The 12,908-nt window shown below is 69.0% G+C and carries 10 protein-coding genes; 3 read left to right on the top strand and 7 right to left on the bottom strand.

What is annotated here, in order from left to right; translation table 11 throughout:
* Positions 1 to 40 precede the first annotated feature (40 nt).
* From MRBLWH12_RS16440 to MRBLWH12_RS16410, 7 genes are all read right to left on the bottom strand, one after another.
* Entirely contained in the window at positions 41 to 1,498 is a 1,458-nt protein-coding gene (locus tag MRBLWH12_RS16440; RefSeq protein ID WP_363550783.1) for a cation acetate symporter, read from the bottom strand.
* The gene (locus MRBLWH12_RS16435; protein WP_363550781.1) at positions 1,495 to 1,869 is read right to left on the bottom strand and encodes a heavy metal transporter; all 375 of its coding nucleotides are present in this window, start codon (positions 1,867 to 1,869) and stop codon (positions 1,495 to 1,497) included. Before MRBLWH12_RS16435 ends, MRBLWH12_RS16440 begins: the two co-directional genes overlap by 4 nt.
* Positions 1,866 to 2,585, bottom strand: coding sequence for a LytR/AlgR family response regulator transcription factor (locus MRBLWH12_RS16430; RefSeq protein WP_363550779.1), 720 nt, complete (start codon positions 2,583 to 2,585; stop codon positions 1,866 to 1,868). The genes MRBLWH12_RS16435 and MRBLWH12_RS16430 overlap by 4 nt, the downstream gene beginning before the upstream one ends.
* Before the next feature lie 7 nt (positions 2,586 to 2,592).
* Positions 2,593 to 3,774 (bottom strand): sensor histidine kinase, encoded by a 1,182-nt coding sequence (locus tag MRBLWH12_RS16425; RefSeq protein WP_363550777.1) that lies wholly within the window; start codon positions 3,772 to 3,774, stop codon positions 2,593 to 2,595.
* 49 nt (positions 3,775 to 3,823) lie between these two features.
* Entirely contained in the window at positions 3,824 to 4,060 is a 237-nt protein-coding gene (locus MRBLWH12_RS16420; RefSeq protein ID WP_363550776.1) for a YbdD/YjiX family protein, read from the bottom strand.
* A 10-nt stretch (positions 4,061 to 4,070) separates the two neighbouring features.
* The gene (locus MRBLWH12_RS16415) at positions 4,071 to 6,356 is read right to left on the bottom strand and encodes a carbon starvation CstA family protein (protein ID WP_363550774.1); all 2,286 of its coding nucleotides are present in this window, start codon (positions 6,354 to 6,356) and stop codon (positions 4,071 to 4,073) included.
* A 171-nt stretch (positions 6,357 to 6,527) separates the two neighbouring features.
* Positions 6,528 to 9,578 carry a S8 family serine peptidase gene (locus tag MRBLWH12_RS16410; protein WP_363550772.1) on the bottom strand — a complete coding sequence of 1,017 codons (3,051 nt, stop codon included), beginning with the start codon at positions 9,576 to 9,578 and terminating at the stop codon, positions 6,528 to 6,530.
* Positions 9,579 to 9,722: 144 nt separating this feature from the next.
* Between MRBLWH12_RS16410 and MRBLWH12_RS16405 the strand changes: the two genes are divergently transcribed.
* From MRBLWH12_RS16405 to MRBLWH12_RS16395, 3 genes are all read left to right on the top strand, one after another.
* The gene (locus MRBLWH12_RS16405; RefSeq protein WP_363550771.1) at positions 9,723 to 10,265 is read left to right on the top strand and encodes an ECF transporter S component; all 543 of its coding nucleotides are present in this window, start codon (positions 9,723 to 9,725) and stop codon (positions 10,263 to 10,265) included.
* A 102-nt stretch (positions 10,266 to 10,367) separates the two neighbouring features.
* Positions 10,368 to 12,092: an ABC transporter ATP-binding protein gene (locus MRBLWH12_RS16400; RefSeq protein WP_363550770.1), complete on the top strand. Its 1,725-nt coding sequence runs from the start codon at positions 10,368 to 10,370 to the stop codon at positions 12,090 to 12,092.
* Positions 12,089 to 12,901 carry an energy-coupling factor transporter transmembrane component T gene (locus MRBLWH12_RS16395; RefSeq protein ID WP_363550769.1) on the top strand — a complete coding sequence of 271 codons (813 nt, stop codon included), beginning with the start codon at positions 12,089 to 12,091 and terminating at the stop codon, positions 12,899 to 12,901. Before MRBLWH12_RS16400 ends, MRBLWH12_RS16395 begins: the two co-directional genes overlap by 4 nt.
* Positions 12,902 to 12,908 lie beyond the last annotated feature (7 nt).

The raw sequence follows: 12,908 nt of genomic DNA, 5'->3' as shown, positions 1-12,908 counted from the left end.
CACACGGGCCCCGACGCCACCAGCGGTCGGATGCCGCGACTCAGCCGCGCTCCGGCGTATGCACGCGCGCAAGGAACCGGTCGGTGCGAGGCGACGGTGCGCGCGGATCGAGCAGGGACACGACGACCGTGACGACCGCGGCGAGGGGAATCGTCCACGCGGCCGGCTGCGCGAGGTACGGTGCCGCCACTCCGACTCCCCCGATCGCCGCATGCACGAGCAGCGCGAGTCCGGCCGCGAGGCCCCCGGACAGCATCCCCGCCACCGCACCGCGGGCGGTGAGCCCGCGCCACCACACCCCCAACAGCACGACGGGTGACAGCGTCGACGCCGCCACGACGAAGACGACACCGACGCTGGACCCCAATCCGGCCGGCGCGGTGAGCAACGCAACCGCGAGCGGCACCAACGCGCACAGGACGGCGGACAGGCGGAACGAGCGCACCGACCCGGAGAACACGTCCTGGCTGATCACGCCGGCGAGCGACACCACGATCCCGGCTGACGTCGCGAGGAACGCGGCGAATGCTCCGGCCACGATGAGCGCCGTGAGCAGTTCGCCGAGCAGGCCGGGGAAGACGCGCGAGGGGAGCTGCAGCACGACGGTGTCGGCGAGACCGGGGACTGCGAGGTCGGGAGCGGCGATACGCGCCAGCAGGCCCATCGTGCTCGAAACCGCGTAGAACGCGCTCACCATGGCGATGACGATCACGGTCGTCCGTCGCGCCGACACTCCGTTCGGGCTCGTGTAGAACCGCACCAGAACGTGCGGCAGGCCCATGGTTCCGAGCAGCAGCGCGAGCAGGAGGGATGCCGTCTCATAGGCGTCGAAACCCGAGGGACCGGCCTCGGCGGGGAAGACCAGCGCAGGATCGAACTCATGCGGCCCGCCGCTCAGCGCGAAGGCGATGAAGACGACCGGCACGAGCAGCGCCGTGAGCTTGAGCCAGTACTGGAACGCCTGCACATAGGTGATCGCGCGCATGCCGCCGGCAGCCACCGCCGCCGCCACGAGCACGGCCACCGTGACCGCTCCGACCCACTCGGGTACCCCCGCCACGACGAGCAGCGTGATCCCGGCTCCGTGCAGCTGCGGCACGATGTACAGCCAGCCGATGATGAGCACCGCGATGCTCGTCACCCGTCGAGCCGCAGTCGACTCCAGTCGCGCCTCGATGAAATCGGGGATCGTGTAGGCGCCACTGCGTCGAAGCGGCGCGGCGACGAACGCGAGCACCAGCAGATACCCGGCTGCATAGCCGATGGGGAACCAGAACCCCCTGGCGCCGTCGAGCAGCACGAGCCCCGACAGGCCGAGGAACGTGCCGGCCGAGAGATACTCCCCGCTGATCGCCGACGCGTTCCAGACCGGCCGCACGGTGCGCGACGCCACGAAGAAGTCGCTCGTCGTTCGCGAGATGCGCAGTCCGTACACCCCGATGAGCAGCGTCGCCGCGACGACGAGCGCGACGCCCACCAGGTCCATGGCCGCGTTCATTCGCGAGCCAGCAGCGCACGATAGCGCCGCTCGTTGCGAGCCGCGGTGCGCAGGTAGAGCACCGCGAACACGAGGATGATCGGATAGAACGCATACGCCTGGAGCAGCCAGGACAGGGGAAGACCCCACACCAGGATCTGCCCGATCTCGGGAATCAAGGCGATCGTCAGCGTCAGCGCCACCACCACGAGCACGAAGCCGGCGATCGTGCCGAGCGCGAGGCGGAGCTGGCTGCGCATGAGCGCTCGTGCGTAGACGGCATCCGCCTCGTCCACCGGCGAACCGGGCAGCGCGATGCCGCGGGTCGATGCCGCCGCACGCCGAGCGGGGAGGTCGGCAGTCACCCGCACGCGCTTGGGCTTCTCCGTCATCCCGCACCCTCGCCGCGCACGAGGGCATCACGCACCGTCGCCACCAGACGACGACTGACCGGCAGCGAAAGGTCACCGATCGACACCACGGGCTCCGCCCCGGAAAGGCGCGCCTCGGTCACCGCCAGGGTGCGCACGAGCGAGGAGCGATGGATGCGGATGAACCCCGCATCCGCCCACCGGGACTCGAGCTCAGAGATCGGGACGCGCACGAGATGCCCGGCACCGTCTCCGGTGTGCAGACGCGAGTAGTCGCCCTGCGCCTGCACCCAGCGCACGTCGCTGCGCCGCACGAACCGCACGGCGGCGCCGACCGTGACAGGCACCATCTCATCGTCGCCGGCACTCGCCGCGTCGCCGATCTCGAGGACGCGATCGACGGCACCACGCAGGCGCTCCGCGCGGACCGGTTTGAGCAGGTAGTCCACGGCGCGCAACTCGAACGCCTCCACGGCTCGGGCCTCGTCAGCCGTCACGAACACCACGGCCGGTGGCCTGGCCAGCGCGAGCAGTGCACGCGCGAGCGCGGTACCGAGCAACCCGGGCATGTGGATGTCGAGGAAGGCGATCTGCACGGCCCGCTCGGAGAGCTGGCGAAGCGCGTCCGGACCGTTTGCGGCAGTGAGGATCTCGCCGATGCGGTCGTCCGTGCGCAGCAGGTGGACGAGTTCATCGAGTGCCGGCTTCTCGTCGTCGGCGACGAGGACGTCGATCATGCGCACCTCAGTCGTTGTCCGGGTCGTGCAGCGGTTGCGATTTCGGCACCCGCATGCGCACCAGGGTACCCGCGCCGGTGTTGGTCTCGACGATCAGTCCGCTCTCGGCCCCGTAGAGCTGACGGAGGCGCGTGTCGACGTTTCGGAGTCCGACGTGCAGACCGTCATCGGCGGCGGTGAGCGTGGCGCGCAGCCCCTCCGGGTCCATGCCGACGCCGTCGTCCTCCACCGAGATCTCGGTGTGCGTGCCGTCGTCACGAGACGCGATGCGGATCTCTCCTCCGCCCTCTCCCGGCTCCAGCCCGTGCCGGACGGCGTTCTCGACCAGCGGCTGCACGGAGAGGAAGGGGATCACCGTCGCGAGGGTCTCCGGGGCGATCTGCAGAGTGACCTTCAGCCGGTCGCCGAAGCGCGCGCTTTCGAGTTCGAGATAGGAGTGGATGCTGCCCAGTTCCTCGGCGAGGGTGGTGAACTCGCCCTGCCGCCGGAAGGAGTAGCGCGTGAAGTCGGCGAACTCGAGAACCAGTTCGCGAGCACGGGTGGGGTCGCTGAGGATGAATGATGCGATGGCCGTCAGCGCGTTGTAGATGAAATGCGGCGAGATCTGCGCCCGCAGTGATCGCAACTCCGCCTCGGCCAGCTGGGTGCGCGAAGCTTCCAGATCGCCGAGCTCGACCTGTGCTGCGCACCAGTCGGCGACCTCCTCGGCCGCCCGGACGAGCGCGGCCCGCACCGGTGCCGCGAACGCGACGACGGCCCCGACGGCCCGGCCTTCGACGAGGATCGGCGCACCGACGGCCTCGAGATCGTCGTCCGGCCCCGCTGAGGGGAACACCTGCCGCCGACCCGAAGCGGTGACCTGCCCGGCGATCCGGACGGCAGCCGACTCCAGCCCGTCGGAGGGCCCGTCGAATGACACGATGCCATCGGCGCTCACGATGGCCACCGCGGCGCTGCCGAGCAGCACGCGCAGGTGACGGGCGGCCTTGACGACGGCCGGCGCTGCGAGACCCGCGCGCAGGTGGGGAGCGGCGAGGCTCGCGTGGTGCAGCGCGTCGAGTGCGGCCTGCTCGGCTTCGCTGCCGAGATCGGCCGCACCGCGCGCCAGGCGACGGGCGAGCAGCAGCAGGACTGTCAGGACGATCCCGCCGAGCACGCCGAGCACCGCAGCGAGAACGACGTCGGTCATGCCCTCAGCCTAGGCACCGCGGCATCCTGCGCCGTCACGAGCCTCGCCGTCAGCAGCAGCGCGCACCGGGATTGCGATCCTGGTCATCCATCCGCTGCCGCCAGAACTGCCGCTCCGTCATCGGCTCCTCGTCAGGATGCTGGCGCCGATGATGGGCGACGTATGTCGCATAGGCCGTGTCGCCCATCAGCGTGGTCATGTACCAGCGGATGCCGCGGCCGACCCGCCCTGCAGCACGCGCGAGCGTGCGCAGAGGGGTGGTCGCGGCATCCGTGTGGTTCGTCATCGCGTACTCATCAGTGGGTCGTCGCCTTGCGTTCCTCGGCGAGCAGCGGTTCCCACTGCTTCTCGAGCTCGCGCTCGGCCGCGTTCGGCAGGAAGCCGGCCGGAGCGAAGCGTCGCGAGGCCACCGGGGTCTCCTCGGTGTTCTCGCCGCCGCCGTTGCGGATGGCCCTGATCGTCACGATGACGGCCGCCACCATCACGATGATCGCGAGCGTCACGAAGATGATCGACAGCGTGCCCTGCACTGCCGTGTTGCGGATGACCGCGTCGAGCACCTCGGGAGCGCCCAGCGACGTGTCGCCGCTGTCGCGGGCCTCGACGTACCGGAAGTGGTTCGCCCAGTATCCGATCGCCGGTACCGGGGAGGCGATCTTGTACAGCGACGCCGTGATGGTCACGACGGCGGTGAATGCGAGCGGCAGACCGATGATCCACAGCCACTTGACGTAGCTCCGGCCGCGCTTCGCGACGATCGCCAGCACCACGGCGAGCGCGATCGCTGCGAGCAGCTGGTTCGCGATGCCGAACAGCGGGAAGAACGTGTTGATGCCGCCGAGGGGGTCGGTCACGCCGAGGATGAGGATCGCTCCCCAGCCGGCCACCATGATCGCGGTGCAGATCCAGACGCCGGGGCGCCATGACACGTCGCGGAACTTCGGGAACCAGGCGCCGATCGAGTCCTGCAGCATGAAGCGGGCGACACGGGTGCCGGCATCCACGGCCGTGAGGATGAACAGGGCCTCGAACATGATCGCGAAGTGGTACCAGAACGCCATCAGCGCCTGCCCGCCGAGGGCCTGCTGCATGATGTGCGCGAGGCCGAGCGCGAGCGTCGGAGCCCCACCCGTGCGGGAGACGATCGATTCCTCGCCGACTGCCTCGGCGGTGCCCGTCAGCATCTCCGGCGTCAGGTTCACCCCGGTCAACCCGAGGGAGTTCACGAACGCGACCGCGCCTTCCACCGTGCCCTGCGTCACCGCCGCCGGCGCGTTCATGGCGAAGTAGATGCCCTGGTCGATCGAGATCGCGGCGACCAGCGCCATGATCGCGACGAACGACTCCATGAGCATGCCGCCGTAGCCGATGAAGCGCGACTGGCGCTCCTTCTCGATGAGCTTCGGCGTCGTACCCGAGGCGATCAGAGCGTGGAAGCCCGACAGCGCCCCGCACGCGATCGTCACGAACAGGAAGGGGAAGAGCGGGCCGGCGAACACCGGCCCCATGCCGTTCTCGCCGAAGATGCTGACGGCCGGGACGGTGATCTCCGGACGCACCAGGATGATGGCGCCGGCGAGCATCACGATCACGCCGATCTTCATGAAGGTCGACAGGTAGTCGCGAGGGGCGAGCAGCAGCCAGACCGGGAGCACTGCGGCGATGAAGCCGTAGATGATGATGCCCCACGCGATCGTGGTGCGGTCGAGGTGGAAGATCGCCTGACCCCAGTCGGTGCCGGCGACCCATCCGCCGCCGATGATGGCCGCCATCAGCAGCACGAACCCGATGATCGAGACCTCGGTGACTTTGCCGGGGCGCAGGTACCGCAGGTAGATGCCCATGAAGATCGCGATCGGAATGGTCATCGCCACCGAGAAGACACCCCAGGGGCTCTCTCCCAGTGCGTTGACGACGACGAGCGCGAGGATCGCGACGATGATCAGCATGATCAGGAGGGATGCCACGATCGCGGCCGTGCCGCCGATCCTGCCGAGCTCCTGCCTGGCCATCTGGCCGATCGTGCGACCACCGCGGCGCATGGAGAAGAACAGCACCGTGTAGTCCTGCACCGCACCGGCGAGCACGACGCCGACGATGATCCAGATCGTGCCGGGGAGGTAGCCCATCTGGGCGGCGAGCACCGGACCCACGAGCGGACCGGCGCCGGCGATGGCGGCGAAGTGGTGACCGTAGAGCACGCGGCGATCGGTGGGGACGTAGTCCTTTCCGTCCTGCTTGACCTCGGCCGGGGTGGCCCGGCGGTCGTCGGGTCGGGTGATGTACTTCTCGATCACCTTGGAGTAGAAGCGGTAGCCGATCAGGTACGTGCAGACGGCCGCGAAAACGAACCAGATCGCGTTGACCGTCTCGCCGCGGACGATCGCGAGCATCGTCCAGGCCACCGCACCCAGCAGCGCGATCGCCGACCAGATGAGGATCTTCGGCCAGGTCCAGCGATCGGCCTTCTCGTGATGCTCGTCGGTCAGGGCGACCGGGGGAAGATTCGGGTCGGTGGCGACAGGAGGTTCGTCATCGACGATCGCGGTGCCGTCGCGGCGGCCCGATGAAGGTGCAGTCATGGAGATCTCCTCGGTGTGCGCATCGTTGCGTCTCCCCACGCTAGAAAGCTCAGCCGCCACGGGTGAGCGCTCGAGCGGATGCTGCGACGAGCGGCGCCGATCGCGCGATGAACGGGCGCGCGCAGCACAGCGCCCCGCGGTCCGTGGACCGCGGGGCGCTGTGCGAGGGGGCTACTCGGCGGCGACCGTCACGACGGTGCGCACCTCGGAGTCGCCGTACCGCACGACGCCGAGGTAGTCGGTGCCGGCGGTGAGGCCGGTCCAACTCAGCTCGTAGCTCGTCTTCTCACCGCGGACGGCCTGAATCGGATTCGGCGTCGCGGTGAACGCGCCCTCTCCGCCCGGGACGACGTTGGCGTAGGACATATCCCACGTCATCGGCCCGGTCGTCGAGTACACGTTCGCGACCACCAGATACGTTCCCGCGGTCGGTGCGACGACGGTGACCTGCTCGTCCGCCGAGCCGGTCGCCGACGCCCAGCGCTGGTGGTAGCGCAGGTCATCCGGCGACACGACCCGGAAGACCGTGAGGTCGAGATCGCTGCCTTCGTCATCCGAGGAATCGAGGTCGAACCGCGACAGCGCGGTGCCCTCCGGCACCGTCACGATCCACGACACGTCCTTGTTCTCGTCGCCCGAGTTCTCGTTGCCCGAGTGCCCCTCGACGGGGTTGGCCTCGTCCACGAGCAGTTCGAACGGCGTCAGACCGGACAGGTTGAGCGGCAGGTCGCCGTCCACACCCGGCGTGATCTCGACCTCGGTCGAACCGTCGACGCCGGTGCCCGCGACCTCGGCCGGAGCATCCGCCGTCACCGGGAACACCGCGATCGGAGAACGCACCGTGTTCGAATCGCTCGACCAGGTGAGCGAGCCGGTCGCCCACTGCTCGACCGGGGCGCTCTTGTTGTCGAAGGTGACGCTGAACGTCGCCGTCTCGCCCGCGGCGCCGAACTCGAGCGTGGCCGGCTCGACGGTCACGTCGACACCGGGAACGTCGACGGATGCCGTGAACGTGCCCGCCTCGGTCGAGGTGACCGTGCGGGTCACCGTCTGCGCACTCGCCAGCGAACCGATCGAGATCGACGCGATGTTGAGGTCGCTGCCGTCGATCGGCTCGACGCCGTCGAACTCCGCGAGATCCTTGCCCTCGATGAACGCCGCCCAGTCGGCGATGCCGTTGAGGTACAGCAGCCCCGGCTCGAAGTAGCGCGTCGGGTCGACGTGACCTGCGCCCTGCTCGAAGGGGTTCGTGTTCGCCGAACCATCGGCCAGCACGGTGTCGTACGCGGTGGTCATCATCGCCGACTTCACCTCTGCAGGCGTCGCGTTCGGACGCTCGCCGAGGTACAGGGCGCCGAGGCCCGCGACGTGCGGCGACGACATCGAGGTTCCGGAGAGGATCTCGAACGTCGGATCCGCACCTGCGGCATTGTGCCCTGCCGCGAGGATCGCGACACCGGGGGCGGTGACGTCCGGCTTCATGATGTCGCTGCCGTCGGCGAGCATCGGACCTCGGCTGGAGAATCCGGCGATCTGCGGAACCGGAGTGGTCTCGCCGGTGGTGTTCTCGCCGACGAGCGTGATCGGACGGTCTGCTCCACCCTGCACGTACGCGAGCACGGCTTCGTGGTGCACCGAGGAGAGGTGCACCGTCGGCACGGCGTGGAAGTCGTTGTCGAGCGAATCCGCACCACCCGGCACGTTCACCAGCACGACACCGATGCCGCCGGCATCCTTCACGACCTGCGACTTCTCAGCGCGCGCGTTGCCACCGCGGTCGCAGACGACGATGTGGCCGGTGACCTTCGCCGGATCGAGCGTGCCGGGGAGGCACAGCTGTGCGTCGACGGCATCTGCCACCGCCGCGTCCCCCGCGTAGACCGAGGGGCCCTGCACGGTGCTGCCGAAGGGCACGCTCACCGAGGCGCCGGCCTCTTCGAAGCCCTCGAACTGGACGGTTCCTTCCCAGGTCGGGATCGTGGATGCCGCCACCGTGGTGTACCACGGCGATGCATGATCGGCGGTCGCCGAGTCCGGACCGTCGTTACCGGCGCTGACGGCGACGAACACGCCGGCAGCCGCCGCGTTCAGGAACGCGATGTCTTCGGGAGCGAGCACCGTCGAGGCTGCTCCGCCGCCGATCGAGTAGTTGATCACGTCGACGCCGTCGGCGACGGCCTTGTCGATCGCGCCGACGAGATCGCTCAGCGCGCAGATGTCATCAGTGGTGACCGTGGTGTCGGGGCCGACGTAGCACGCCTTGTATGCGGCCACCTTCGCGCCGGGGGCGACGCCGGAGACCTTGCCGAAATCGACACCGCCGACGGACGCGTTCACCTTGAAGTTGCCCGCTGCGGTGCTGGCGGTGTGCGAACCGTGGCCGTCGCCGTCGCGGGGCGACAGGTAGTCGTACTGGAAGTCGAAGCCCGCCGCCGCAGCTCCTGCGGAGAAGTACTGGGCGCCGATGAGCTTGGTCGAGTAGTCGCCCTTGTCCCAGTCCTGGGCCTCGAGCATCTCGGCCTGGAACTGGCCGCCGTCGGACTTGTCGAAGTAGACGTAGGTGCCGTCGGTGTAGGGCTGGTTGCCCTTGTGGCGGTTCTGCTGCTTCTTCTGCTTCTTCAGCTTCTTGCCGTCGAAGGAGGGATGCTCCGGCGCGATGCCGGTGTCGATGACGCCGACCACGACGCCCTCGCCTGCCTTGCCGACCCCGCCGGTGTCCTCCCAGACGCCGCCGCGGCCCTTCTTGTCATCGCCGAGTCCGAGGAAATCGGTCGACGTCTGGGCATCCGGGTGACGGATCTCGTCAGGGAAGACGCCGAACACGTCCTTCGAGGTGCGCAGCTTGTCGACCTGTTCGCCGGTGAGCTCGGCGCTGAAGCCGTTGAGCACGACCTGGTAGGTGGTGTCCGGGGTGACCCCGATCTCCTCGGCGAGGCTCTTCTGCTCACCCTTCAGGTGCTTCACGTAGCGCTGAGCGTCGTCGGACTGCGCCTCGAGCTGAGCGCCGGCATCCGGCTCGGTCGCCTTGAGTCCGTTCACGTCGCCCGTGTAGCTGGCCAACGGGTCGGACTTCATCACCACGATGTAGTGCCCCGGCGTGCCGGCGACCGGAACAGGATCTGTCACCTCCTCCACGCCTGCGTATCCTGCGGTTGCCGTCGAAGCGATGAACAGCGCAGCCAGGGTTGTGGCTGCTGCCATCCGGAGTGGGATTGAACCCATGTACTGCTCCCGGTGGTCATGATGCGGCCGGGTTGCCACATTGTCGATCAACCTAGTGCGACTCCCGGTCTCACACCAGGTGCGCCGCAGTGTCATAGACGAACGTCCAGCCCTCGCGACTTTCGTCGCCAGTAGGCTGAGAAAGTGACCCGCACCTCCACCCTGTCGACGCGAGCGCTGCTCGTCTGTGCGGCGATCGGAGTCGCGACCGGAATCCTCGGCGGGATCGCCGGTTGGCTGACGATCCCGGTCCTGCTGGGACCGTTCTTCCTCTACGGCCTGGTGCTCGGTTCCCACGTGCTGCCGGGGATCATCGCGCAGGAGGTGCTCCGCCAGCCGTTCGTCGCGCTCGTCACGCATGTCGTCGCAGCTCTCATCGCAAGCGCGTTCAACCCGGCGTGGACGCTGCGCTTCCTCGGCACCGCACTCCTGTTCGGCGCCATCCAGGAGGGTGTCGCCGCCCTCACGCGGTACCGGTCCTGGGGCCCGTGGCGCTTCTTCATCTCCGCGGCGGTGATCGGCGTGCTCGTCGCCGTCGTCGTCTACTTCGCCGCGCACCTGTCTGTGATGGCGCCGTGGGCGCAGATCCTGTACCTGACGATCTCGGTCCTCGGTCCGATCGCCTGGACGGCCGTCGGCCTGGGGATCGGCTCGGCGCTGCGCCGCGCCGGCGTGGCACGGCGATGACGAACGCGGAGCGGCGAACGCCGGCATCCACCACCGGATGGCGAATCAGGTAAGGCTAGGCTAAGTTAAGAGGGTATTCGACCGCCTACCCGAGGTTCCGCCGTGCGCTCATCCGCGCCTCTGCTTCGCGTGCGTGACCTCACCCTCACTCACGTGGATGCGGCGTTCCCCTCCCCCCGTGAGGTGAACCTCGACATCCACCCTGGCGAGGTCGTCCTGCTGCTCGGCCCATCCGGCTCGGGCAAATCGACATTCACGCTCGCGCTGAACGGACTCATCCCGCACGCGCTGCCGACGAGCATGTCCGGCACGGTCGAGGCCGGCGGGCTCGACACCGCGACCACACCGACGGCGATGCTCAGCACCCGGGTCGGTATGGTCTTCCAGGACCCCGACGCGCAGATCGTCACCGGAAGCGTCTACGACGAGGTGGCCTTTGGCCCGGAGAACCTGCTGCTGCCGGTCGCAGAGGTGCATCGGCGATCCGAGGAGGCCCTGCGCCGGGTGGGTCTCTGGGATCGTCGCGCGGACAACCCCGACCGGCTCTCCGGCGGCGGTCGCCAACGCCTCGCGATCGCCTGCGCACTCGCTCTGGGTTCGCCGTTGATCGTGCTCGACGAGCCGACGGCCAACCTCGACACGCAGGGCATCGACGACGTCTACGCCGCTCTCGCCGACGTCGTGGCCGAGGGCGATCGGGCCATCCTGCTCGTCGAGCACAACCTGGATGCGGCGATGGAGCTCGTCACCCGGACGATCGTCCTCGATCGCACGGGCCGCGTCGCTTTCGACGGCCCCGCGGCCGAGATCATCCGCGCGCATACCGACGAGCTGATCGAGATGGGCGTGTGGCTGCCGGCCGCGACCCTCGCCGCGCGGCGGCTGGAAGCGGACGGCATCCGCCTCGACCCGCTCCCGGTGACGCCGGAACAGCTGGCCGAGGCGCTGGGCACGGTACAGATGCATGCCCAAAGTACGGATGCAGGTCGAAAAGCGCCCGATTCGACCGACATCCGTACTTTCGCCCGACAGGTGCACTCCGGCGATGCGGGCGAGGGCGACTCGATCGTCCGAGCCCGCGGGCTCACCGTCCGGCGGCACCGCACCGAGATCCTCCACGGCATCGATCTCGACATCGCCGTCGGCAGTCTCACTGCGATCGTCGGTGCGAACGGTGCCGGCAAGACGACGCTGATCCAGGCGCTGGCAGGCGTCGTCCCGCCGCCGAGGCATCAGGTCGTCGTCGACGGTCTCGACGCGGGCTCCGCCTCCCCGCGGGATCTCGCCGCCCGCATCGGCTTCGTCTTCCAGAATCCCGAACATCAGTTCATCGCGCACACGGTGTTCGACGAGCTCGCCCACGGCCTGCGGCTGCGGCACACGCCGGATGCCGAGGTCGCAGAGCGCGTCCACGAGATGCTCGAGCGCTTCGGACTCGAAGCCAAGACCGACGTGCATCCGTTCCTCCTCTCCGGAGGCGAGAAGCGCCGGCTCTCGGTGGGCACGGCCCTGATCGCCCGGCCGCGTGTGCTCGCCCTCGACGAGCCGACCTTCGGCCAGGACAGGGCTCGGGCATCCGAGATGCTCACGCTCCTGGAGTCCCTCCGCGACGCCGGCACGACAATCGTGCTCGTCACCCATGACCTGCAGCTCGTCGCGGACCACACGACGCACACCGTCGTGCTCGCCGAGGGGCGCGTGCACGCGGCGGGCTCGACAGCAGATCTCTTCCGCGACGAGGCGTTGTTCGCCGAGGCGGGTCTTCGACTGCCCGTGCTGCACCGGATGCTGCCGCCCGCGCTGCGCGGAAGGATCCGCGAGGCATGACGACCACGACCGTCATCGACCCGTACGCCGTCGCGGCGCCCGCATCACGCCGGCAGTTCCTGCACGGCCTGAATCCGCTCTCGAAGGTCATCGGCGTCGCGCCGGCCATGGTGGCGCTGGTCTTCGTCCGAGACATGACCACCCCGACCGCGTTCCTCCTCGTCGCCTACGCACTGATCCTGGTCGGCGCTCGGCTCACTCGGCGCACCGCGGCGCTGCTGCTTCTCGCGCTGCCGGCCGGCGTGACGGCCATCGGCATCGGATTCTCGCTGTGGGTGGATGCGGCACGCGTCGACGACACCGCCCCCGTCCTGCAGCTCGGCGGTTGGACGCTGTTCGCCGGCGCGCTCGACATCGGCTTCGCGACCGGGCTGCGGCTCGGCGCCATCCTCGCACTCGCCCTCATCGGCGGCCTCACCACGACCGGCCCCGACCTGGTGCGCGCGAGCGTGCAGCAGCTGCGCGTGCCGTACCGGATCGGATACACCGCACTGGCGGCGTTCCGATTCGTCCCCCGCTTCGGTCATGAGCTCGCAGTGATCCGTGCCGCGCATCGCGTGCGCGGCCATCACGGTGGGAGCGGCCCCTTCTCGCGCATCGCCCGCGGCTGGGGCTACATCGTGCCGCTGCTTGCCGGCGCGATCCGGCACGCGGAGCGCGTCGCGCTCGCCATGGACTCCCGCGCGTTCGGAGCCCACCCCACCCGCACCGAGCGCCACCTCGTGCCGTTCCGCACACGCGATTGGATCTTCATCGCACTGTGCCTGGCGGCATCCGCCCTCATCTTCATCATCACCTTCCGCTTTTGAGAGAAAG

It is taken from the genome of Microbacterium sp. LWH12-1.2, assembly GCF_040675825.1.
GTDB lineage: Bacteria > Actinomycetota > Actinomycetes > Actinomycetales > Microbacteriaceae > Microbacterium.
This window is presented reverse-complemented; position numbering and strand designations above follow the sequence as displayed.

Excerpts from the sequence above, each read along its gene's own strand:
- MRBLWH12_RS16440 (WP_363550783.1), bottom strand. The coding sequence starts at position 1,498 with ATGAACGCGGCCATGGACCTGGTGGGCGTCGCGCTCGTCGTCGCGGCG.
- MRBLWH12_RS16435 (WP_363550781.1), bottom strand. The coding sequence starts at position 1,869 with ATGACGGAGAAGCCCAAGCGCGTGCGGGTGACTGCCGACCTCCCCGCT.
- MRBLWH12_RS16430 (WP_363550779.1), bottom strand. The coding sequence starts at position 2,585 with ATGATCGACGTCCTCGTCGCCGACGACGAGAAGCCGGCACTCGATGAA.
- MRBLWH12_RS16425 (WP_363550777.1), bottom strand. The coding sequence starts at position 3,774 with ATGACCGACGTCGTTCTCGCTGCGGTGCTCGGCGTGCTCGGCGGGATC.
- MRBLWH12_RS16420 (WP_363550776.1), bottom strand. The coding sequence starts at position 4,060 with ATGACGAACCACACGGATGCCGCGACCACCCCTCTGCGCACGCTCGCG.
- MRBLWH12_RS16415 (WP_363550774.1), bottom strand. The coding sequence starts at position 6,356 with ATGACTGCACCTTCATCGGGCCGCCGCGACGGCACCGCGATCGTCGAT.
- MRBLWH12_RS16410 (WP_363550772.1), bottom strand. The coding sequence starts at position 9,578 with ATGGGTTCAATCCCACTCCGGATGGCAGCAGCCACAACCCTGGCTGCG.
- MRBLWH12_RS16395 (WP_363550769.1), top strand. The coding sequence starts at position 12,089 with ATGACGACCACGACCGTCATCGACCCGTACGCCGTCGCGGCGCCCGCA.